Source organism: Streptomyces sp. NPDC088817 (assembly GCF_044750345.1).
Lineage (GTDB): Bacteria > Actinomycetota > Actinomycetes > Streptomycetales > Streptomycetaceae > Streptomyces.
Genome location: NZ_JBIVJN010000010.1, coordinates 112,123 through 134,905 on the forward strand (window position 1 = coordinate 112,123; position 22,783 = coordinate 134,905).

The window sequence follows — 22,783 nt, forward strand, 5'->3', positions numbered from 1 at the left end:
GCTTCTCAAATCTCTGGCGCCCGATCGGCCAAAGTGGCAGGTCAGTTGGGGCGCGCGGAAGCACGCGCCCAGCGCCTTCTAAGACACCGTTTCTTTTAAAACGACCTCTAAGCGCCTGGGTCGAACTCAAGGCGAGACGTGTCCGACTCTTCGCACTGGGATGAGTCCGTTCGGTGGATTATGCAGTCCAAGGAGGAAGTCAAGGTTGCCTGGAGCGGGCATGTGCAACGAGTCCAGGAGATGGCCCCTACCCGGGCACCCCAAAAGAGAAGCCAGCGTTCGTGATGCGACGAAGGAACAACGCCGCCGCAGGGTGAGGCAGTTGGCGGTGCGTCGATACTCCGCGAAGCGACGCCAACAGCGGGAAGCCTCTGCAACGGGTATCGGGTGTGAGTCACGAGCCGCCGCTACTGGCTGTCAGCTCTGGGTCAGCCGCGCAGCGCGAGCCAAGCACTCTACGAACCGGAGATCCCGCGCAGCGGAGAAGGTAGCGAGCGTTAGACGGCAGGTCGTTGCATCTGACGTCTTCAGAGTGAGCTCCTTCCCGTCCAGTTCTGCGCTGACGAGGAGCGCCTGTGGGATTCGGACGTCGGCGAGCTCGCTCCGATGTACGACAACGCCGCGTTCGTCGGCCGCTACCCAACCGTCAGTGGTCTTCCGACGTGGGGCGATGAGCGGGCCCAGTGGAGCGCTGTCAGCCAGAAGCGCAGGCGTGTCAGCGACAGTCCGACTCCGCTTCGGCCTTGTCCCCTTCGAAGTGGAGTAGGACACGCCAGGGGCGAGGCGTACCGTCGTCGTACGGCGGCCACGACTGTTGAGCGTGACTCGGCCGGCCTTGCCCCCGACGCTCAAGCTGCTCGACTTGTTGCCGAGCCGGATGCGGACGCCAGGTGCGATCTTGAACGACTTGTTGATGCGCAGTCCCATTAATCCCCCAAGGCCGTGGAGCAGCAGGCTAGCCCGGCTACCGACGGTTCGTGCGTCTCCCTTGAGATCCACGAGAATCAGCCTGGCGCTGGGCCGTCTCTGGGCCGTCCTCTCTGGGCCGTGCGAGGCAACCCGACGCCCACCAACAACGACAGAAGCCCACGGCATCCGACCTAGTCAGAGCCGTGGGCTTCCTCAACCTCGCTGGCCAGCAAGGCCGTTGATCAGTAGGCCAGCAAGTCAGGCCGCACGAGTTGGAGATGCGGTCATCGCAGGCGGCCACCGCGGCTGGTCGCTACCCGGAGCGTGTCCCCCAAGGCTTCAGCCAAGCCGACTGCCAGGACTCGTAGTTCCTCCGGCTCCGCGTCCGAGTCGTCGAGTACCTTTTGCGCCTGCTCCAGCAGTTCGGCAGCCATGCCGAGTTGGACCGATTCCATGTTGTCCGCCAGGCGGGACATGAAGCCGTCGCCGTCATCGGTGCTGAGGTAGCAGGGCTTGCCGTCGGGTCCCGACCACGGCAGTAGCCGCAACTCGTTTTGCACTGTCACTCTTCCGTCCCCCTCTGGTCGATCTGATGGTGCGTGGTGAAGACCGCATCGGCGTGATCGCCCGGGAACACCAGGAACGCGGCCTCGACCACTCGTCCAGCGGCGTCCGTCATTACGCGCGTGACCGCAAGAACGGCCCAAGCAGAGCCGATCCGAAGGACCGAGGCTTCCTCCTGCGTCGGCAGGCGAACGCTGACCTTCTCCCGAACGTCGGCCAGTGACGGGCGCAGCTCCGCCAGGCTCGTCACCAGCCCCATGTACGAGCTCGACTCCTCAGGCACGGCGGCCGGCGCCAGGTCCCGGGGCACTTAGATACGAGCCAGGCTGTGCGGCGACCCCCCGTCACGGCTGAGACAGACGAACTCGGTCAGTGGGCTTCTGGCCGGTACGTTCATGAGGGCGGCCAGATGCCCACGCGCCCGGATCTTGGCTGTGCGGATCGTGACGCTCAGAGCTGCGTCAGCAGGGGTGTGCACGTCGGGCATCGCACCTCCGCCGCGGTACGTGATTCTTCGGAGAGGGCGACGAACGAAGTTGCCCCTGCCGTGGATCTTCTCGATCAGCCCTTCCCCCTGGAGGACTGCGAGAGCACTGCGCAGCGTCGGTGTGCTGACCGCGTAGTGCGAGGCAAGGTCGGGCTCAGGACGAAGGCGTTCGCCAGCCTTGAGCCGACCGGTCAGGATCCGGTTCCGGAGGTCACCGGCGATAGCGTCACGGCGAGAAGACACGGACCCAATCACCACCTTCTCAGCATTCGCATGGCGACCAGCCGAGTCCGTGAGTGCATGGTCAGCAGCTCGCCCGAGTCGAACACAAGCCGCTTAGCACCGTGCGCCAGTTGGAAGAGGTCGACCACACGGCACTGCTGGCCGCCCACCTGGATGAGGTCGCCACGCTGCACGCTGGTCGAGGTGATCTCGACGGTGGACGCCAGCGCGCCACCGACCGCCCGTTCCCTCACCGCTTCACCTCCGCCGACGCGGACCGGTTGAACGCCGAGTGGCACGGGCAGACGCAGACTTCGTAGATCACCGGGACGTCGATCGGCGCCGTGGCCGGGGAGGACTCCGCGCACACGTAGTGCGTACCGACCCGGCATGAGGCCGACAGGTAGGGAACGGCCTCAGCGTTCGTAATGCGCGGCTGCTGGTGGGAGGGCATCAGTAGGCCCCCGCGAGGGCCGACCACGCCTCAACCGGCAGACGCGGAGCCACCACCACCGAGCGCTGCCGTACGCGCTTCTCCCAGGCCAGCACGTACGGGCGGACAAGCGCATTCTCCTCGCCCAGGAGCAGGGGAAGGCGGTCAGTGGTGTCCGGCATCCATTCCGGAACGACCCGCGGTCCTGCCGCAAGCGCAGGCGGCGTCACCACAACCGTCCGGGACGGCGTCAAGGGCCGGCGATGCCTGCCCTTGGGGAAGTACCGTGCTCTGGCGAGCGAGACGGCACGACGGATACGGTTGAACATGCTGATCAGCTCCTCAGGGCTGACGGCCGTGCCCCCGGGCGGCGGGTACCGCTGCGGGGGTTTTTTCGTTGACTCCGGCCCAGACGCTGCGGCCGTCCGCGCTGCTGTCGACGAGCCCGAACGAGTCGGCCGTCGCCAGTGCTGCGAGGAGCTCTTGCCATCGCTCGGGAGAGAGGGGGCAAGGTACGTGCGCCTCCACACGGGCCCAACCCTTGCCGCGCGTCACGATCCCCGCGATACCCAGGGCTGCGAGGCGTCCGATCACACGGTCGACACGACCATCAGGGGATAACGCGAGACGATCCCTCGGCTGCACCTTCCCCCCTCGCAAGCTAGATAGCCAAGAGCAAGTTGGTTATCTAGATTAGAGGTAGTGGTCTAGATTTTCCACATGCGTGAGCAGCCGCCATACCTCCACATCGTTGACGTGCTACGACAGCGCATCGCCGATCAGGAATGGGCGCCGGGAGACCGTCTGCCGTCCCGCCCACAACTGGCGCAAGAGTGCAAAGTGGGCGAAGCCGTCGTTCGTCGTGCCCAAGAGACACTCATCGCCCAGGGCGTCCTGGAAGGGCGTGCAGGTTCGGGAACCTACGTCGCGGAGCCGCGGGAGCGACTGCGCATGGTCCGCTCGCGGCAGCACGAGCACACCGACGGCGCGCTGTTCCGTGCGGAGATGGCCACGCTCGGCAAGAGGGGAACTTGGGAGAGCCGCAGCGAAGCGATGGTGCCGGCTCCGGTGGACATCGCAGCGCGCCTCGACATCCCCGAGGCGGACTACTGCGTGCGCACGCAGTACGAGTACTTGGCCGACGGCAAACCCGTTCTTGTGTCAACGAGCTGGGAGCCGTACAGCATCACGTCCGGCACGCTGGCGGTCCTGCCAGAGGGCGGACCGTACGCAGGTATGGGCGTGGTGCGACGCATGGCCGAGATCGGCATCACGGTCAGTCGGGCGACAGAACAGCCGGAGCCCCGGCAGGCGACCGCCGAGGAGGCATCGCTCCTGGGTGTCCAGAAGGGTGCTCTCGTAACGCACATCCGGCGGACGTACTACAGCGACGACGGTCGGCCCGTGGAGACGGCGGACATCGTGGTGCCCGCTACTCACTGCGAGATCGTCTACGAGATCCCGATCAACCGATAGACGGCGTGCCTGCCGCTGCAAGCGAGTGTCTAACTGCGTGACAACGCCGACGGACAACGGCGAACAAGCGCGGACGCCTGCGGACCATCAGCCCAGGTGAGAAGCGCACTGGGCCCGGACCCAGCCCGTACTCAACTTGCTTCGGGACGAAGAAGTCGCCGCGCAATGCCTCATCTCCGCGGTTCCGCCGTCGCAGCTTGCTCTGACAGACGCCGATCGAGCAGCGTGGCTGGGGGCGGTGGGGGCAGCGCTACACACGCGCGCCTAATCGGTTGATGCACCCGCCATCGTGGCTGACTGTCGGCGGTCGAGGTTCAGACCTGGATCCACCGCACGCCAGTTGCACGCGATCAGCCTGCTGCCCTCATCGGCGATGAACAGCATGAACGTCCAGGATCCATCGGCGGTCCTGATCTGTCCCGGGCGAACCGGCTGCTGATGCCGGCCGAGCAGCTGCGGTCACCCTCCACCGGCACCGCAGTGACAGGGCGCAGGATGCCATAGACCACATGCTTGCGCGACGAAACAGCCAAAAATGGTGAGGCATCAGCAGTCTGCGCTAGGTTTCGAAGCAATCTCAGGTGTGCCTCGGCGTCACCTGTCCGCGCCCTGGGCGGCCCGGCTTCGCGCTGGGGTGCCAGGAAGAGCAGACGCCTGCAGGAGCAGTGGCCGGCACCACTCCCTGTCGGGCCCTGTTGGCTCCTCGGAGCCGCCCCCTTTTGCAGTACCCGCAACACCACTTGGGGCCGTAGCCCCGAACTGCATTCTTGTGCCGGCGGGAAGCCAGTTCGACCATCGCAGACATGGTCGGACTGCTCCCGCCGGGAGGTCCGACCGCTCTCAGAGAGGCCGGAACCTTGGGCGACAGCTTGACCCTCGCCATCCTGACGATCTCCAGCGTGATCACTATTGCGCTCTTCGCCATCAAGGGCACGCTGGATCAACTACCTGCTGTCCTGGACTCATGGCGTCGGGCTGTCCAGGCGATGCGTGGACAAGCCGAGCGTCAGGGTGAGGACGAGCCTGCGAGCCCCGACGACCGAGGCGCAGCAGAGCGATAGCAACGGACCGTCCGGACTCCGACGGCCTTGGAAAGCGTGTTGGCCAGGTGATGAGGGGGGTGGGGTCTGCGGCCTGCAACATAGTCCCGAGGTGGCTCCCGGGGACCTTTGTGCCCACCCCCCTTGACCGCGGACCGCGAAGGTTCTCTGACCGCTCTCATCCCGTCAGGCAAGCTAACAGAGGGGACTGACAACGGGATGACGGCGGGAAGTTGCGGTACAGCAGCCAGGTACAGCAACCCAAGCAACCGGAAGCACCCCGCACCGGCCGTCATGGGCCGCCAAGCAACCTGCATGACCGTCTCCGACCCATCTCTCTATAGCTACGGATCAAAAGTTTCCCGTGCCCCAACCGTGCCCGATCGAGCGGGGAACCGCGGGGAACGGCGGTAAGTCCCGGAGTCCGGCAAACGAACGGCCCCCGACCATCACCCTGGTCAGGGGCCGTTCTCACTGCTCACGCTGCGGCGCTTCGCCCTTTAGGCCCATTTCTGCGGGCTTCGTTGCCCGGGAATGGTCAGGTGGTGGCGGGGCTCCGACTGGCGGGGTGGTTTCGGACACGGTCGATCCGAAGGCACCGTAGGGAGGCGAGGGCTACGGCGGCGGCGATGGCCTCGTGGACCTGCGGTTGCTGATGGAGCAGGTAGTAAAGGGTGCTGGCGATGAGGAGGTCGGCGATACGGGGGCGTTCCCAGGTGATGGTCACGGCGCGGGTCCGCTGTGGTTGCATGGTGGTGTCCTTTCTCGTCGTCTTTGCTCTGGTGGCGAGTGCGGGATGTTCAGGAGGCCGCCCCGGGCATGGGGCGGCCTCCGTGTATATGCACGTCGTCCTGCGTCAGACGGTAGACGTCAAAGGATGGCCTTGACGTTGTGATGGGTTCGTTCCGCGCAGATTGCCTATGGGCAACTGCGCTGGTCAGAGCATCTATAGCCTGACCTGCAGAAATGGCCTAGGTCATGAACATCCGGGTCATATCCCCAGGTTGACGATGCGGACCCGGGAGGTCCAGTTGTCGAGGTTGGCCGAAACTGAACCCTCAACCTTGGAAGCGAAACTGCGAGCGATTTCCTTCCCGTCTCGCGGTACTGCACTTCGCGCCCGAGGGGCCGTGCAGCAGATCGACGGGTACGCAGTGAGAGGCACGGCGAGCGGCTGTCGGACCAGGAGATGGAGCCGTTCCTCCAGTACCTCCACAGGTTCGCGAACCATGGCCTTGGTCTCTTTGCGCTCATGGAGGTCGGTCATCCTCAGCACCCCGCGTACGCGATCTTCGTCAGGGAGCCCGCCCCAGGTGTCGACCCCTTGGCGTACCAACGGCCGTAAGGCTGATGCGGCAGGCCAAACCCTGGCCGCGTCGAATGCATGTCGACGACGGGTGTCATGCGGCCAATGGCAGCAGTCAGTGGCCAGGTCAGGGGCGGGTCCCAGACCGACACACCGAGCGCCTTCTAAACGCCGAGACGCTGCCCGAGTCAGTGTTTAACTCTGTGACAAAGCCGCCCCGCAGCGGCGGATGAGCGCAAACACCTGCGGCCCAGTCCCGAGTTGCTCGGAGACGACGGGCTCACGTGCTACAGGCCGTCGCGCTCGACCAGGTCCCCATCAGGCCCCAGGGTGTAGACGCGCGGCGGCGGCATCGCTGCGACCGCTCGCCGTAGCTCCGCTTCCTGCTCCGCAGGATCAGGCCCCTGTGGGTCCCGCACGTGGAATCCGTACAGCTCGATGGTTTCCGCGTCTACGTCATCGGGCTGCGGACGGCCCTCCTGGATGAAGCCGAAGAGCGCACGCAGTGCGTCTTCGCCCAGGTCCAGGGGATGAAAGGGCAGGGCGTAGGGCTCTTCCTCCTCGCCGGGCCAGGGGACGATGTCGGCCGGGCGGTCCCCGGCCCAGTAGGGCAGTTCAAAGGGGAGCGGTTCGCCGATGTTCTCGATGACGCCGCTGTCAGGGGACAGGCTCAGCGAGCGGACCAAGCGCCCGTCCTCCCACACGGCGAACGCCAGCCAGTCGACGACGCTGTGCATCGCGTGCAGGACGAGCCGTCGACCGGCGCTTTCCGCAACGAGGTGTTCCGGAAGCTGGGAGGGAGCATCGATCATCACCCTCTGATCGCCGATGACATCCACGCCCGGCCAGCTGGCCGCGTACGCCGTCCCCTCCGGGGGGTAGACGCCGTCCCAGAGATTCGAGCCCCCACACTCCTCGATCTCCCACCCCGGATACAGTCGCCGCATCATGCTGGTCGTCCGGTCAAGATCTGCCGCGCCCACTTGTCGCAGCAGTTCCGGCACGTCGCCGTCGGCGTACACCAGCAGTCCCGTCTTGGCTCCCAAAGCCCCTCCCCAGAGCGTTGCCCTTGATGGCGGACGCACCATAGCCGCACGCACTGACAAAAGGAGGCGCCTCTGCCGGGCTGCCGAGCCGGGCCGTCTCTGGGCCGTGCGAGGGTGCCCGAGGCCGACCGACGGCGACCGACAGTGACAGGCGAGCCGCAGCCGTCGCCAGCGAAGCCCCAGGTCAGAGCCCCCCGGCCGCACGCGTTTCCTCCCAGGGGTGGCGGTACGGCAAGATGGGGTGTATCTGCCCACTGCCTGATTTCAAGCTGCCGGACGGTTTCTCTTGGCTGAGTTCATTTACACCATGCGCAAGGCGCGCAAGGCGCACGGCGACAAGGTGATTCTCGACGATGTCACCCTGAACTTCCTGCCGGGTGCCAAGATCGGCGTCGTCGGTCCGAACGGTGCCGGCAAGTCGACCGTGCTGAAGATCATGGCGGGGCTGGAGCAGCCGTCCAACGGCGACGCGTACCTGTCGCCCGGCTACAGCGTCGGCATCCTGCTGCAGGAGCCCCCGCTGAACGAGGAGAAGACGGTCCTGGAGAACGTCCAGGAGGGCGTCGCCGAGATCAAGGGCAAGCTCGACCGGTTCAACGAGATCGCCGAGCAGATGGCCACCGACTACTCGGACGCGCTGCTTGAGGAGATGGGCAAGCTCCAGGAGGAGCTCGACCACGCCAACGCCTGGGACCTCGACGCGCAGCTCGAGCAGGCCATGGACGCCCTGGGCTGCCCGCCCGGCGACTGGGCCGTCACCAAGCTCTCCGGTGGTGAGCGCCGCCGTGTCGCGCTGTGCAAGCTGCTGCTCGAGCAGCCCGACCTGCTGCTCCTCGACGAGCCCACCAACCACCTCGACGCCGAGTCGGTGAACTGGCTGGAGCAGCACCTGGCCAAGTACGAGGGCACCGTCGTGGCCGTCACCCACGACCGGTACTTCCTGGACAACGTCGCCGGCTGGATCTGCGAGGTGGACCGCGGTCGCCTCCACGGCTACGAGGGCAACTACTCCAAGTACCTGGAGACCAAGGCGACCCGCCTCAAGGTCGAGGGCCAGAAGGACGCCAAGCGGCAGAAGCGGCTCAAGGAAGAGCTCGAGTGGGTGCGGTCGAACGCCAAGGGGCGGCAGGCCAAGTCCAAGGCGCGTCTGGCCCGTTACGAGGAGATGGCCGCCGAGGCCGACAAGATGCGGAAGCTGGACTTCGAGGAGATCCAGATCCCGCCGGGCCCGCGTCTGGGCAGCGTCGTCGTCGAGGTCAACAAGCTCAGCAAGGCCTTCGGCGAGAAGGTCCTCATCGACGACCTCTCCTTCACGCTGCCCCGCAACGGCATCGTCGGCATCATCGGCCCGAACGGCGCGGGCAAGACCACGCTGTTCAAGATGATCCAGGGCCTGGAGCAGCCGGACTCCGGCAGCATCAAGGTCGGCGACACGGTCAAGATCTCCTACGTCGACCAGAGCCGCGAGAACATCGACCCGAAGAAGACGCTGTGGGCCGTCGTCTCCGACGAGCTGGACTACATCAACGTCGGCCAGGTCGAGATGCCGTCCCGGGCGTACGTGTCCGCGTTCGGCTTCAAGGGCCCGGACCAGCAGAAGCCCGCCGGTGTGCTCTCCGGCGGTGAGCGCAACCGCCTCAACCTGGCGCTCACCCTGAAGCTGGGCGGCAACCTGCTGCTCCTCGACGAGCCGACCAACGACCTCGACGTCGAGACCCTGTCCAGCCTGGAGAACGCGCTGCTGGAGTTCCCCGGCTGCGCCGTCGTCGTCTCCCACGACCGGTGGTTCCTGGACCGCGTGGCGACGCACATCCTCGCCTACGAGGGCGACTCCAAGTGGTTCTGGTTCGAGGGCAACTTCGAGTCGTACGAGAAGAACAAGATCGAGCGGCTCGGCCCGGACGCCGCCCGTCCGCACCGCGCCACCTACAAGAAGCTGACCCGGGGCTGATCGAAGCAGATGCGCCACATCTACCGCTGCCCGCTGCGCTGGGCGGACATGGACGCGTACGGCCACGTCAACAACGTGGTGTTCCTCCGCTACCTGGAGGAGGCGCGCATCGATTTCCTGTTCCGCCCGGACAAGGAGTTCAAGCAGGGGTCCGTGGTGGCGCGTCACGAGATCGACTACAAGCGCCAGCTCGTCCACCGGCACGCGCCGGTGGACATCGAGCTGTGGGTCACCGAGATCAGGGCGGCGTCCTTCACCCTCGGCTACGAGGTCAAGGACGGCGACCAGATCTACGTCCGCGCCTCGACGGTGATAGTGCCGTTCGACTTCGAGGCGCAGCGTCCGCGCCGGATCACCGCGGAGGAGCGCGAGTTCCTCCAGGAGTACACCGACGCGGACGACAAGGAGGAGGCCGTCGCCGCATGACGGTCCTCCACTTCGCCGACGAGACGGAGGCGGCGGACCTCGCCGCCTTCCTCTCCCGGCTGCTGCACTACGACCGTTCCGCCGCGGTGCGGCTCCAGGCGGCGGGCACCGCGCTCGCTGTCTTCGGACGGCCGGCGTCCTTCGAGGTGCTGGCGGTGCGCGCGGTACGGCTCGCCGAGCCGTACCGGAACGAGCCCGACACCACCCTCGACGTGACCGTCTCCGCCGGTGAACTGCTCGAGTCCGTCGACGAGTCGGCGGCCACGGCCGCCGTCCCCGCGGCGGTGACCGGACCGCCGTGGGCGGGCGTCCTGCCCCCGCGCGGCGGCTGGCGGACGGAGCCCGGGCTGCCCCCGGCCGGCGCCCTGGGCGCGGCGGTGGCCGCCGCCGTCGCCGAGTTCCGCACCCGTACGGGGGAGTTGGCGCAGGAGCGCCGCACACGCGCCGAACTCGACCGGATCGGGCGGGAGATCTGGTCCCGGCTGGTCGGCGGGACCCAACTGCCCGTGCGGGCCGTGCACGCGGCGCAGTCGCTGCGGTTCCTCAGGCCCCCCGCCACCGCCGGCGAAGGAGATCCCGCACGGCCCACGGCGGGCTCCGGCGAGGATGACCTCGCACTGCTCTCGGCGGGGACGTGGCTGCGGCTGCGGACCCCGTACGGGTCGATCGCGGTACGGCGCGCGGAGGCCGGACTCGGCGGCCTCGGCGTCAGCGTCCGCTGACCGCGAGCGGCGCTCAGCTCCCCTCGCTGTCGTCCGGCCGCACCGCGATGTGGTCGGGTTCCAGCTCCAGCGCCACCCGGTCGCGCATCCCCAGGGCCTGCGTGTACTCGGCGGGCAGTTGCAGACGGCCGGCCCGGTCGAGCATGGCGTACTCGCGGCTCACCAGCGTCTCGTCGCCGGTCGCCGCGTCCACCTCGCTGCGCCGCAGCACCTCGGTGGAGGTGCGGCCGTCGCGGATGGCGACCGTGCGGCGGACCTCGCCGGCGACGGTCTGGTCGTGGGTGACGATGACGATGGTCGTGCCCAGACGCTCGTTGGCGGTGCGGAAGGCGGCGAAGATCTGCTCGCCGGTGTGGGAGTCCAGTTCGCCGGTGGGCTCGTCGGCGAGCAGCACCGCGGGGTCGTTGGCCAGGGCCACCGCGATCGCCACGCGCTGCTGCTGGCCGCCCGACATCTGGTGCGGGCGGCGGTCCCGGCAGTCGCCCACCCCCAGCAACTCCAGTAGTTCCACGGCGCGTTCGGCCTTGACGCGGCGGCTTCGCCCGCGGTCGCCGGACAACTGCATGGGCAAGGCCACGTTCTGCGCCGCCGTCAGGTACGGCAGCAGGTTGCGGGCGGTCTGCTGCCAGACGAAGCCGACGACCTCGCGGCGGTAGCGGAGCCGGTCCTTCGCGGTCATGGCGAGCAGGTCGTGGTCCCCGACCCGGGCCGCGCCCGCCGTGGGGGTGTCCAGCCCGGCGAGGATGTTCATCAGGGTGGACTTGCCGCTGCCGGAGGCGCCGACGAGGGCCATCAGTTCCCCCTCGCGGACCAGCAGGTCCAGGCCCTGGAGGGCCTGAACCTCCACGCCGTCGGCGGTGAAGATGCGGACCAGGCGGTCGCAGCTGATCACCGCGTCGTGGCCGTAGGCCGGGCGGGTGCGGCTCGCGGTGGCGCGCTCGGCCAGGTCGGCCAGGGTGGGGTTCGTCGTCATCGGGGCTCTCCTGCGCGGCGGCTACGGCGGCTACTGCGGCTGTGACGGTCGTCCGGTCGGTTCATCTCGCGTCTCCCGCTCTCAGCTCCCGCACCGATCCCCTGCGCCCCGTCCACCACGCCTGGCCCACGGCGATGCCGATCGTCAGCAGCAGCACGGCCGCGGCCGGCAGGGCCAGTGAGAGCGGGTCGGTCCGCAGCTTGCTGGCGCCGTCGGACATCGCCGACGACGGCAGCGCGACGGCCGTCAGGTCGATGCCGGGGGAGAGCAGCAGGACGGTCGCCCAGCCCGTCAGCGCTCCGCCCGCCGCGGCGAGCAGCGCCTGGGGCAGGGACTCCAGGACGAGCAGGCGGCGGCCCTGCGCACGGGTGAGGCCCATGGTGCGCAGGCGGGCCAGGAGCGCGGCCCGCTCGGGCGCGGCGCGCAGCAGGGCGAGGAGCAGCGCCAGGACGGCGTAGCCCGCACCGGCGGCCACCGCCACCGTGTAGACGCGTTCGGCGCCGGACTGGAGGGGCGAGTCGACGTACTGGGTGCGTTCCACGGCCCGCGTCGTCACGGTCGCGTCCGTGCCGGCCGCCCGGCGCAGGGCGCCCGCCTCGAGGTGGTCGCCGGTCAGCAGCAGCATGCTCGTACGGGCCTTCTCGCGGCTCAGCCGGGCCCGGTCCACGACCAGGAAGCTGGTGCCGATGACGGCCGGAGTCCGGTCCCGGACGACGGCGATCCGGATGCTCACCTCGGTTCCGTCGCCGAGCTCGAGCGGGAACGGCCGGTTGCCGTACTTCTCGGCGACCGAGGGGGAGGCCAGTGCGGGCAGCGCGCCCCCTGAGCCGGCGGCCGGCCGCCGCAACCGCTCCTCGGGGAAGGCGCCGAGCCCGGTCCGTCCGGCCAGGGACGCGTAGGCCGCCGGGTCGACGCCCGCCACGGATATCCGCGCGTTCGTGTCCGTCTTGGCCTGGTAGTCCATGCTCACTTCGGTGAGGGTCCGCACGCCCGGTGTCCGGCGGACCCGGTCGGACAGCCCGTCCGGCAGCGGTTCGGTGCCCTCCACGCGGGCGTCGGCGCCGACGGCGAGGAGGGCCGCCTGGTCGCGGGCCCCGGCCACCCCGGCCAGTACGGAGCCGCCGAACGCGGCGGTGGTGAGCGCGGTCAGCAGTGCCAGCAGGGGCAGCACCGCCGGGACGGACGTACGGCCCGCACGGGCCAGGGACAGATGGCCCACCACCCCGCGCAGCCGGCCGGCCGGACGCGTCAGCCAGCGCAGCGGCCACGGGTACAGGCGGACGAGCAGCAGGGCCGCGATGACACCCACCAGCACCGGTGCCAGGGACACCAGTTGGCCCCCTGAACCGTCCGAGGCACCGGCGTCCTGCGCCGAACCCGCGACCCCGTACCGCCGCAGTGCCTCCACCGCCGCCGCCGCGATCACCAGCAGCGTCAGCTCGGCGACCGTACGGCGCTGGGAGGGGCGTACGGACACCGTGTCCTCCCGCGGTCCGTGGACGCGGACCGCGCGGTGCGCGATCACGGCGCGCACGGGCAGCGCGGCACACGCGACGACGGTGACCACGGCGGCCGCGAGCACGGCGTGACCCGGACGGCCCTCGGGGACCGCGAGGAGGGCCGCACCCAGCCCGAGCGCCCCGGCCGGCACGGCGACCACCGCCGTCTCGGCGAGCAGCCGGCCCGCCAGACCGGGCAGGGAGGCGCCGCGGGCGCGCAGCAGGGTGAGTTCGAGGCGGCGGCGGTCGGCGGCCAGGCCGCCGGCCATCAGCAGGACCACGGCGGCGACCGTCGCGCTGCCGAACGCGGCGACCGCGACCAGCGGGGTGATGCCGGAGCTCAGCCGGCTGTAGGACAGGAGGACGTCGTCGAGGCCGTTGCTCACCTGTGTGACCGGGTCGGTGGCCGCGCGCACGCGCACCAGGCCCGGCCCGGACTTCACGCTCGCGACCGCGGACTTCAGGCTCTCCAGGTCGTGGGCGTACAGGGAGCGGGGGTCGGGAGCCACCTGCCAGTAGCGCACGGGGGTCCCCGCCGTGCCGGTCAGTGCGGGGGCGGCCTCGGACGGCAGCAGCAGGGCGCCGAGCCAGTACTTCGGTGGTTCGGGACTGTCCGAGAGCACCTCCACCAGGGCCGGGGTGCGCAGTAGCGGCGCGGTGGACCAGTAGGCCCCGTCGGGCTCGCGCGGGGTGAGGATGCCGGTCACGCGGACCGCGAGCGGCGGGCCGGACATGGCGGGTACGTGGATGACCGAACCCACCTTGATGTGCATGCTCTTGGCCGTCGCCTCGCTCACGGCGGCCTCCGCGTCCAGGGCCGAGGCCGTCACCCGCCCGGTCGTCCGCGGCAGCCGGCCCTCGCGCACCGAGGAGTGCTCGGCCAGTCCGCTGGACGCGACCAGGCGTACCTTCGCGGGCAGCCCGCTGGGCCGGGGGATCCAGCGCTCGGGGACGGCGAGGTCGGTGGTGTTCATGACCCCGTACGACGACTGGCCGGGGTCGGCGACCAGCGGGCGCGGGAGGGCATCGAGGAGCTCGGCCTGCTGCCGGCCCATGGCGGGCGGCAGCAGTGCCTGCTCACGTTCCCGGTCCGGGGCCCCGGAGTCGGGCAACGGGGCGTACATCGTGAAGGTGGTGCGCGGCGGGGTCGCCCGGTCGATGGCCCGGACCAGACCGGCGTTCTCGTAGCGGGCGAGCGCGCGGGGGAACGCGGCCGCCAGGCACGCGGTCAGCGCGACCAGCAGGGCCAGGGCGGCCGCGGCACCCGGCGCGGTGCGCAGGCGTACCCGGACCCAGGCGGGAGTGACGGCGTTCAGCTCACTCACCTCCGCGGTCTCGAAGGGACAGCGCCGGGTCGGGCCGGCGCAGGATCAGCACCGCCGTGACGACGAGCGGCGCGGCGGCGACGGCCGCGAGCAGCAGGGCCACCCGGGCGGCCGGCAGTTCGACCAGGACGGTCGGCAGCGGTTTCGTGGCCTGCCCGGTCAGCACGATCAGCGGGATCACGGCGCGGGCCAGCACGGCGCCCAGGGCCGCGCCGACCGCCACCGCCAGGGCCACCAGCACGCCCTGCTCGGCGGCGAGCGTCCGGGCCAGTTCGCGGCGCGGGGTGCCGAGTGCGCGCAGGACGGCGAACTCGGCGTCCCGCTCCCTCCGGGTCCCGACCGCGCCGACCACGAAGCCGACGGCGGCCAGCGCCGCCGCGACCACGGCGGCCGCGGTGAACGCGGCGGCCGGCCCGGCGCCGAACGGGTCGTCGCGCAACTGGTCGGCGATCTCGTCCCGCACGATCACCTGCTCCGGGTCGACGTCGGGCAGGGCCCGCAGGGCCGCGGCCACGTCCGCCGACCGGTGGGCGTCGGTGCGCAGCCACCACTCGGTGGGCGCGGCCCGGTCGCCGGAATCCGACTGGAGCAGCCGGTTGTACGAACGCAGGTCCACCAGCAGACCTCCGCCGTCGTGCACGGCGTCCGGGGAACCACCTGGTTCGCCGGCGCCCGTGGTCGGCAGCGCCCGTACCGAACGCACGATCCGGACCGGAACGCTCTGGCCGGCGACGGTCACGTCCACCCGCTGTCCCTCGTGCGCGCTCGTGGACTCCAGGAAGCGGTCGGTCGCCACGGCCGCGATCTCCGGCTGCGCGGGCTGCGCCACCTGGAGCCGCACCGTCAGCGTGCCCGACGCCCGGAACTGGTCGTGCGGCACGTAGCCGGTGCCGTAGGTGACGGTCAGCGGGCGGGCGGACGTCACGGCAGCCTTGGCCGGGGCGGCGTCGGGGGGAGCCGAGGCGTTGGTGCTGACGGCCGAGGCCGCCTTCCAGACCGTCGGCGGGCTCAGGCGCCGTACCGTCCCGTCGGCGTCGGTGGCGGTCACCCCGGAGACGGTGAGGCGGTGCCGCTCGGCGACGTCGTAGGGCTGGCTCAGGGACAGGTCGAGGCCGACGAGGGTGAGGGGCCCGATGCCCGCGGGGAGGTCCAGGTCCAGGGGGTGGGAGCGGCCGTCGGCGGGCAGGGTGCCCATCGGCACCCGGTACAGCGCCCCTCGGTCGTCCTCGACGGTGACCGCCACGTCCACCGGGATCTTCGTGGCGGAGCCGCGGATGCCGGCCGTCAGCCGCAGTCGGGCCGTCCCGGCGGGCACCTTCAGGCCCGCCGTCGGGTTCTTCGGCGCGAGCCCCGCCGGCAGCGACCGCACCGGCTGCGACGCCAGGTCGGTGCGCATCAGCAGCATGTCCGCCCCGTTCGCGGTGTCCAGCGCGATCAGGGTCGCGGTGCGGTCGCCGGCCAGCGGCAGCGGGGCGCGGACGGCGGGGGCGGCGGAACGTACGTGCGGGACGGCCGCGTACTGCTCGGTGCGGCCGAGGTCCCCCTGGCCGGCGGCCAGCACGCGCACCGGCGCACCCGCCCGGAAGTCGGCCTGGTCGTCCTGCGAACGGTTCCAGGAGGCGTCCTGACCGATCGCCAGCATGCCCAGCGCGACGGCGAGCACGAGCAGCAGCACCGGCCCGGCGCCGCGCATCGGGCGGCGGCTGAACTGCCAGCCCGCCAGCGCGGCCGGCAGCCCGCGGCCCCCGGTCGCGCGGCGCTCGGCCAGCCGGGCCACCGGCGGCATCAGCCGCAGCGTCAGCACCGTCCCGGCCAGCAGGGCCAGCGCGGGCGCGACGACCAGCAGCGGGTCGATGCCGAGCGTGCCCGTGAGGTCGCCGCCGACCGCGCCGGAGGGGTGCCGGCTCAGCTGCCAGTACGCCACACCGGCCACCGCCAGCAGGCCCAGGTCCGCGCCGGCGCGCAGCGGCGCGGGCAGCGGACGGGACCGCGGTCCTGCCGTGAACGTCGAGGTCAGCGCGGGCAGTGTCACCGCCATCGCACAGCCGAGGGCCACGGCCGAGGCCACCAGCCAGACCGCGGGACGCCCGGTCGCGGAGACGTCCGGGTGCAGTCCGATCCGGGCCAGGGCGCCCTGTCCGGCCAGCAGCCCGGTCAGCGGCCCCGCCAGCAGTGGCGCGCAGGCCACGGCGGGCAGGGCGAGCAGCAGCGCCTCCGTGGCGGCGAGTCCCGCGAGCCGGCCGCGGGAGGCGCCGCGGGCCCGCAGCAGGCGTGTCTCCGCGCCGCGTTCGGTGCTCAGCAGCCGGGCCACGAGCAGCAGCGCGTAGCCGGCCAGCAGCGCCAGTTGGACCGCGGCGATCAGCAGGGTCGAGCGGGCCACGAGCAGGGAGCGGTCGATCCGGTCGAGGACGTCGGGCAGCGAGCTCGTGACCTCCGGTGTGCCGCTCACCACGGTGGACTTCCGCAGGGACGCGGCACTCTCGCGCACCGCGTCGCGCAGCGCCCCGATCCGCCCGGTCGTCAGCGTGGAGAAGTCCGCCGACGCCTGCCACGCGCTCTGTCCCGCGCTCACCCTGCCGCCGTCGACGACACCGGGGTCGGTCAGCAGCGGCCCGTACATCGTGAAGCCGATCTTGCGGACGCCCCGGCCGTCCATCTCGTCCAGCCGCCAGTACGGCGCGTCGGCGTGGGTGGGGCGGTAGATCCCGGTGATCCGTGCGTGGACCGTCCCGCCGCCGAGGCGGTCGATGAGGGCGAACCGGGCACCGGCCTTCAGACCGAGACGCTGCGCGGCGGTCTGCGGCAGCGCGACCTCGACGTCTCCCGTCGCCGTCGCGCGGGGCAGGCGTCCGGAGACGAGCCGCACCTGCGTGGCGTCCAGGGCCGCGAAATAGGTCAGGTCGGGCTCGTCGGCTGCGGCCTCACCCGCTTCGGCGGAGTCGGAGGCCAGCGGGAGCTTTGCCGGCGGCCGCAGGGACAGCGGCAGACCGTAGGGGCCGGAGCGCACCAGGGTGCGCACGGTGACCGGCAGTCCGTCGAAGGCCTCGCGGGCCTGCTCGCGAACGGCGGCGTCGGCGGCCGCGCGCCCCTCGGACGGTGTCTCGCCGCGGACCACCAGGGTGGTGTCGGCGGCGCTGCGCGGGTCCCGCAGGGAGTGGCGCAGCGCCGCGTCGCCGATCGCGCCCGAGTAGGCGGTGAGCGTCGCCAGCACCGCCGTGGTCAGCAGGACCGTGAGCAGAGCGGCGGCCAGTGGCAGCCGGTGCGCCCGTGCCCGCAGCAGGACGAATCCCGTGAACCCCGCCACCCGGCTCCCCCTGCCGTTGTCCAGATCTGTTCGGTGATGCTGTCAGAGGGAGCGCGGTGCGGGTAAGCGGTTGTGGGCCGACTTTGACCGGATCGTGATCGGAATCCGGCGTCGAACGACCGGAATCCGGTGCTCAGGTTCCCGCGAGGCTGCTCAGCCGGGTGTGTTCACCATCGACGCCGCCGCGTACGTGAGGTAGTTCCACAGCGTCTGCTCGTGCTCCTGCGACAGGCCGAGCTCGTCGACGGCCACCCGCATGTGCCGCAGCCAGGCGTCGTGCGCCGCCCGGTCGACCTGGAAGGGCGCGTGCCGCATCCGCAGCCGGGGGTGGCCGCGCCGCTCCCCGTACGTCGTCGGACCGCCCCAGTACTGGATCAGGAACAGCCGCAGCCGCTCCTCGGCCGGTTCCAGGTCCTCCTCGGGATACATCGCCCGCAGCTCGGGGTCCTGGGCCACCCCCTCGTAGAAACGGTGGACCAGCCGGCGGAAGGTCTCCTCGCCGCCGACCTGCTCGTAGAAGGTCTGCTCCTGAAGCGTGCCACGCCGAATCTCATTCACCCGTCCATGCTCTCAGACGGCCGGGCGAGGACCGGAGGCCCAGGTCCCTGCCTCATGACAGCACCTGGGACCGCCGGTCACGGCGTGGTCCGCCTGGGACCGGCGGTACTAGCCGCGCCTGATCGTGATCGTCGTCCACGCGCCCACGTGCACGCGGTCGCCGTCCTGGAGGGGGACCGGCACGAAGGGCTGGATGGGGTCCTCCGAGCCGTTGACCGTGGTGCCGTTGGTCGAGTTCTGGTCGACCACCGCCCAACTGCCGTCGGGCTGCTGGACCAGCACCGCGTGCTGGTGGGAGACGCCCGGGTCCTCCGGCGGGACCGCCAGGTCGATGTCGGGGGTGTCGCCGGTGGAGTGCCGGCGGCGGCCGATGGTGACCTGGTTGCCGGAGAGCGTGCGCTGCTGCTCGGGCGAGTAGGCGGGGAGGTTCAGGCCCGCGGCCTCGGGGCCCGAGCGGTGCATCATCGCCATGAAGTACTCGCGGTCCGGACCGATCGTCGCGGTCCAGGTCGCGGGCTGCTGCGGCTGCTGCGGGTGCTGCGGGAAGGCCGGTCCCGGCGGGGCCTGGGTGGCACCCGGCTGCGGGTAGCCGTAGCCGCCCCCCTGGCCGGGACCGGGACGGCCCGGGGCACCCGGACCGGACGGGCCGCCGGACGGCGGGGAGATCACCCAGTCGTCGTCGACGCCGCGTCGCGGCAGGCCGCCCGTCTCCTGCGGGAACGCGGGCGGAGCCGGCGGGCCGGGCTGCTGGTACAGCTGCGGGCCGCCACCGGGCGCTCCGGGAGCACCGGGCGGCGGCGGAACCGGCCGAGACGGGTCCGCGCCGAAGTTCGGCGGGCCGGGGCGGCCGGGGGGCTCGGTGCCGAAGTTCGGCGGGCCCGGACGGCCCGGCGGCTCGGTGCCGTAGGGCGGGGCGTGCGGGATCGGTTCGGCGGGCCGGTTCATCTGGGACGGCCGGGAGCCCTGGTACTCGAAGGTGTCACCGCCGAAGCCCGGACCGGGCGGCTGCGGGAAACGAGGGCCGGGCCCGGGCGGCGGCGCGGCCGGGGTGTACGAGGTCGCCGTGTTCGTCAGGAAGTTCCACCGGCACTCCTCGCAGAACGGCGCGCCGCCCTCGCGGGGCGTACGGCACTGCGGGCAGAGCTGCGGCTCGGAGTCCGGTACGGCGGACAGGTGCGGGCGCCCACCGGGCACGCCGGGCGCACCCGGCGCGGGCGGGAAGCCGTAACCCCCGGCCGGGGGCGGCGGGGGAGGCGGAGGCACGGCACCGGCCATGCGGTGACCGCACACCTCGCACCAGTCGTCGGAACCCGACTGGTGTCCGTTCGGGCAGGTCGGCATGTCGGCGCTTCCCCTTCTCCTTCTCCGGCCGGTGCGGCCGGATTTCTCCCACCCCGAGGGGCCGGGCTCGCTGTCCTGTGCGGTCTTCCCGCGTCACTTCTTCACGCGAACGGTCTTGGTGGACCGGGTTTCGAGTGTCATCTCGTCGGCCTCTTCGACCTTCGCTTTCAGTCGCACAGTACCCGTCGCGGCGTCGACCACGTCCACCACCTTCGCAAGGAGTTTCGCAGTATCCGCGTTCCCCGAGACTCCGGCGAGCTGAACGGCCCGGCCCAGTTTGGCCGTTGCTCCGTCGAAATCACCTGCCTTGCGCAGGTCGAGCCCCTGCTGGATGACTTGTGCCAGTTCGGCCTGTCCGGTGTAGTGGGCCACCTGGGGGTTGATCGAGGTGGAGGCGGTCATGTCGTCGGTCCACACGGCCCGTACCAGGCCCTGGGCGCCGAGGTTCCGCACCGTTCCGTCCGGTGCGGGTGTCACCAGGGAGACCCGGGCGGCGAGCATCTCCTGCCCGATGCCGGCCGCGGGCACCTCCACGCAGAGGTGGTAGTCGCGGGACTCGTCGCCCCAGGATCCGGTGGGATAGTCCCCGGCGCGCGGGCCCGCCTCGGCCCGGCGTTCGGTCAACTCCTCCACGGCCGGAGCGACTTGTTTGACGAACTTGATGGTCGTGCCCACCGGCGTCCACACCCGCAGCCGGACGTCCGCGACCTCCTTGCCCATCGCCGTCTCCATCATCCGCGTGAAGTCGGCGGCCAGGCCCGCCGGGTCGGCGACGATGTCGGCCGTGCCGAGCAGCGCGGAGGCGATCTGTGTGACTTCTTTCACTTCCCAGTCGGTGCCCACGCCCCGCGCGTCGCACGTGAAGCGTCCCGCGCACTCGTCGAGCGTCCGCCTGAGGTCCTCCGGGGACTCGTGCTCGTTGCGGCCGTCGGTGAGCAGGATGCCGTGCCGGATGGCGACGTCGGCCGAGGACAGCAGCCGGTCGGCCAGCCGCAGCCAGGTGCCGATGGCCGTGCCGCCGCCCGCGCTGAGCCTGCGCAGCGCCTGCTTGGCCTGATCGCGGGTGGTCGCGTCGGCGACCGCGAGCCGCCCGCCGCCCGGATACACCTCCTTGGCCACGTGCGTGCCGCCGACCACCGCGAAGTGCACACCGTCGCGCAGGGTGTCGATCGCGGCCGCCGTGGCGTCCCGGGCGTTGCGCATCTTGGTCGGCGGGTAGTCCATCGAACCCGAGCAGTCGACCATGACCGCCACCGCGGCGGACGGCCCCTGCCCGGGCGTGTACAGGTGCGGTGACGCGACCGCGCCACCGATCGTGCCGCCACCGGTCGCGGTGACCGTGACGATCGCGTTGACCTCCCGGCCGCCCTCCGGCAGGTACTCGTTCTGGTACACGTCCACCGAGAACTGCGGCACGCTGGACTTCGAGAAATTCGCCATGCTGTCCCAGATCCCCCTCTGGACCCCGTGAACGGGGCGACGACTGTGAACGGACCGGCCCCCGCCGGCCCTCGGAGCTACGCCGCGCTGAGGGCCCGGCCGGGGGTGTTCGTCACGCGTCCCGGCGTACGTCCCTCAGGCCGATCCTGCCCCCTGCGGCGCGGCCGGGAACGGCAGGACGGCCACTGTTACGTTGTCGTGGCCCCCGCCGTCGAGGGCGTGGCCGACCAGGACCCGGGCGCTGTGCAGCGGGCGCACGGCGGCGTCGAGGGGGACGGCCTCGGCCATCTCCCGCGCCGTCTCCGCGTAGTTCCACAGCCCGTCCGTGCACACCACGACCACTCCCGGCCGGTCCGGCTTGAACGAGGCCGTGTGCGGCTCCAGTTCGTAGGCGTCCGCGCCGAGCCAGCCGGTGATCGCGTGGGCGCGCTCGTCGGCGTACGCCTCCGCCTCGGACATCAGGCCCGCCGAGACCATCTGCGCGGCCCACGAGTCGTCCTCGGTGAGCCGGGCCGGGGGCGCGCCGCGGTCCACCGGCACCCAGTAGGCGCGGCTGTCGCCGACCCAGCCGACGACCAGCAGGCCGGGGGTGACCACCGCGCCGACGAACGTGCAGGCCGGCGCGTTCTGATGGGCGGAGTGCCCGCCTTCCGGCGCGGGCTCCCCAGCGAGCGCGTCGACCGCCTGCGCGGCGGCGACGATCGCGTCGTGCATGGCCTGCTGCGGGTGCGTGCCGCGGGGCAGCGCGGCCAGCAGCGACTCGCTCGCCGCTCGTGAGGCGGCCAGGGACGCCTCGTCGGGGCGGGTCGCGGAGGACACGCCGTCGCAGACGACCGCCGCGAGGGCGGGCGAGCCGTCGGGCAGCGCGGCGCGGCCGAGGGCGAAGGCGTCCTCGTTGCGGTGGTGGCGCAGACCGCGGTCGCTGACGGCGGCGATCGGGCCCGACTCCTGTTCCATGTGGTCGCGTTCGCGCGGCTGGGCGTGCCCGCAGTTCTCGCAGTAGCCGTCGCTGTCGACCCGGCCGGCGCGGCAGGCCACGCACACCGCGGTGCCCCCGCCCGGGGTGGCGGCGTCGTCGGTGGCGGCGGGCACGCGCGGGTCGGGCGCCTGCAAGGGGTACTCGTCGGGCTCCGCGGGCCGGTCCAGCCGCACACCGGAGGCGGACTGCGGTTGCGTGTGCCCTTGCGGCTGCGGCTGCGGCTGCGGCTGCGGCTGTCGCGGAGGCTGGGCTGCCGCCTGTGCCTGTGCCGGGGGCTGTGTCCGAGGCTCGGGGTGGGGATGCGCCTGCGGCTGAGGCTGAACGGCCGCCTGGGGTAGGTGCGATGACCCCTCCGCCGCGTGCGGCTGCGGTTGCCCCTGGGCGGGGGCCTGCGCTGGAGCTTGCGGCTGCGGCAGGGCACCCGGCCCCGGCGGGGTGGCCGGTTGCGGCTGCGCCTGCCGTGTCGGTGCCGGTGCCGGCAGGGGGGAGCCGTTGGAGTCCGTGCCCGGCAGGTCCGTCGGCAGATGCAGCCGCGGTGGGGCCTCGGACGCGTCCGGGTGCGGGGCGCGCGGCCACACGGCGTCGTCGGCGCGCTCGCCGGGGCCGGCCGGGCGTGGCACCGCGCCGCGGTCCATGGTGAGCGTCGGCGTGTCGCCCGGTCCCGCGGCGGCCACGGACAGGTGGTACCCGCACGCGCCGCAGAAGCGGTCACCCGCTTCGAGCGGCTCCGCACAGCTCGGGCACTTCGGCAGCGCGGCCTGCTGGTGCATCTGCGACATCAA

General features: G+C 71.4%; 17 protein-coding genes and 1 pseudogene. 4 read left to right on the forward strand and 14 right to left on the reverse strand.

Annotated features, from left to right (window positions below; genetic code table 11):
• Positions 1 to 417: 417 nt before the first annotated feature.
• From ACIP4X_RS20190 to ACIP4X_RS20210, 5 genes and pseudogenes are all read right to left on the reverse strand, one after another.
• Positions 418 to 1,095 carry a DUF4236 domain-containing protein gene (locus ACIP4X_RS20190; protein WP_401349769.1) on the reverse strand — a complete coding sequence of 226 codons (678 nt, stop codon included), beginning with the start codon at positions 1,093 to 1,095 and terminating at the stop codon, positions 418 to 420.
• Between the two features lie 98 nt (positions 1,096 to 1,193).
• Complete coding sequence (locus ACIP4X_RS20195; protein WP_401349772.1) at positions 1,194 to 1,475, reverse strand: hypothetical protein; 282 nt, start codon at positions 1,473 to 1,475, stop codon at positions 1,194 to 1,196.
• A pseudogene (locus ACIP4X_RS20200) lies at positions 1,472 to 2,215 on the reverse strand (GntR family transcriptional regulator). Before ACIP4X_RS20200 ends, ACIP4X_RS20195 begins: the two are co-directional and overlap by 4 nt.
• The gene (locus ACIP4X_RS20205; protein WP_398226204.1) at positions 2,212 to 2,436 is read right to left on the reverse strand and encodes a hypothetical protein; all 225 of its coding nucleotides are present in this window, start codon (positions 2,434 to 2,436) and stop codon (positions 2,212 to 2,214) included. Before ACIP4X_RS20205 ends, ACIP4X_RS20200 begins: the two are co-directional and overlap by 4 nt.
• 199 nt (positions 2,437 to 2,635) lie before the next feature.
• Positions 2,636 to 2,944, reverse strand: a complete 309-nt coding sequence (locus ACIP4X_RS20210; RefSeq protein WP_401349776.1) for a hypothetical protein — start codon at positions 2,942 to 2,944, stop codon at positions 2,636 to 2,638.
• 391 nt (positions 2,945 to 3,335) lie between these two features.
• Between ACIP4X_RS20210 and ACIP4X_RS20215 the strand changes: the two genes are divergently transcribed.
• Positions 3,336 to 4,091, forward strand: coding sequence for a GntR family transcriptional regulator (locus ACIP4X_RS20215; RefSeq protein ID WP_401349779.1), 756 nt, complete (start codon positions 3,336 to 3,338; stop codon positions 4,089 to 4,091).
• Between the two features lie 1,578 nt (positions 4,092 to 5,669).
• On the opposite strand, the gene ACIP4X_RS20220 is transcribed toward ACIP4X_RS20215, so the two are convergent.
• Both ACIP4X_RS20220 and ACIP4X_RS20225 read right to left on the reverse strand, forming a co-directional pair.
• On the reverse strand, positions 5,670 to 5,882 hold the full coding sequence (locus tag ACIP4X_RS20220) for a hypothetical protein (protein ID WP_401349782.1): 213 nt from the start codon (positions 5,880 to 5,882) through the stop codon (positions 5,670 to 5,672).
• 842 nt (positions 5,883 to 6,724) lie between these two features.
• Positions 6,725 to 7,483, reverse strand: coding sequence for a DUF6928 family protein (locus ACIP4X_RS20225; RefSeq protein WP_401349785.1), 759 nt, complete (start codon positions 7,481 to 7,483; stop codon positions 6,725 to 6,727).
• Positions 7,484 to 7,769: 286 nt separating this feature from the next.
• Between ACIP4X_RS20225 and ettA the strand changes: the two genes are divergently transcribed.
• The 3 genes from ettA to ACIP4X_RS20240 are packed head-to-tail and all read left to right on the forward strand — an operon-like array spanning position 7,770 to position 10,582.
• Entirely contained in the window at positions 7,770 to 9,434 is a 1,665-nt protein-coding gene (gene ettA / locus ACIP4X_RS20230; protein WP_358728485.1) for an energy-dependent translational throttle protein EttA, read from the forward strand.
• A gap of 9 nt (positions 9,435 to 9,443) precedes the next feature.
• The gene (locus ACIP4X_RS20235; protein ID WP_358728487.1) at positions 9,444 to 9,860 is read left to right on the forward strand and encodes a thioesterase family protein; all 417 of its coding nucleotides are present in this window, start codon (positions 9,444 to 9,446) and stop codon (positions 9,858 to 9,860) included.
• Positions 9,857 to 10,582 carry a hypothetical protein gene (locus ACIP4X_RS20240; RefSeq protein ID WP_358728489.1) on the forward strand — a complete coding sequence of 242 codons (726 nt, stop codon included), beginning with the start codon at positions 9,857 to 9,859 and terminating at the stop codon, positions 10,580 to 10,582. The genes ACIP4X_RS20235 and ACIP4X_RS20240 overlap by 4 nt, the downstream gene beginning before the upstream one ends.
• Positions 10,583 to 10,595: 13 nt before the next feature.
• Here ACIP4X_RS20240 and ACIP4X_RS20245 read toward each other — a convergent pair whose 3' ends face one another.
• The 7 genes from ACIP4X_RS20245 to ACIP4X_RS20275 form a co-directional block, all read right to left on the reverse strand.
• Complete coding sequence (locus ACIP4X_RS20245) at positions 10,596 to 11,555, reverse strand: ABC transporter ATP-binding protein (protein WP_358728491.1); 960 nt, start codon at positions 11,553 to 11,555, stop codon at positions 10,596 to 10,598.
• 61 nt (positions 11,556 to 11,616) lie between these two features.
• Entirely contained in the window at positions 11,617 to 14,370 is a 2,754-nt protein-coding gene (locus tag ACIP4X_RS20250) for an ABC transporter permease (RefSeq protein ID WP_401349890.1), read from the reverse strand.
• A 1-nt stretch (position 14,371) separates the two neighbouring features.
• On the reverse strand, positions 14,372 to 17,683 hold the full coding sequence (locus ACIP4X_RS20255; protein ID WP_401349789.1) for an FtsX-like permease family protein: 3,312 nt from the start codon (positions 17,681 to 17,683) through the stop codon (positions 14,372 to 14,374).
• 153 nt (positions 17,684 to 17,836) lie between these two features.
• Positions 17,837 to 18,241: a globin gene (locus ACIP4X_RS20260; RefSeq protein WP_358728496.1), complete on the reverse strand. Its 405-nt coding sequence runs from the start codon at positions 18,239 to 18,241 to the stop codon at positions 17,837 to 17,839.
• 108 nt (positions 18,242 to 18,349) lie between these two features.
• On the reverse strand, positions 18,350 to 19,582 hold the full coding sequence (locus ACIP4X_RS20265) for an FHA domain-containing protein (protein ID WP_358728497.1): 1,233 nt from the start codon (positions 19,580 to 19,582) through the stop codon (positions 18,350 to 18,352).
• Between the two features lie 93 nt (positions 19,583 to 19,675).
• A complete protein-coding gene (locus ACIP4X_RS20270) occupies positions 19,676 to 21,022 on the reverse strand; it encodes a VWA domain-containing protein (protein WP_358728499.1) in 1,347 nt (448 codons plus the stop codon).
• Between the two features lie 135 nt (positions 21,023 to 21,157).
• Positions 21,158 to 22,780: a protein phosphatase 2C domain-containing protein gene (locus ACIP4X_RS20275; protein ID WP_358728501.1), complete on the reverse strand. Its 1,623-nt coding sequence runs from the start codon at positions 22,778 to 22,780 to the stop codon at positions 21,158 to 21,160.
• Between the last annotated feature and the right edge of the window lie 3 nt (positions 22,781 to 22,783).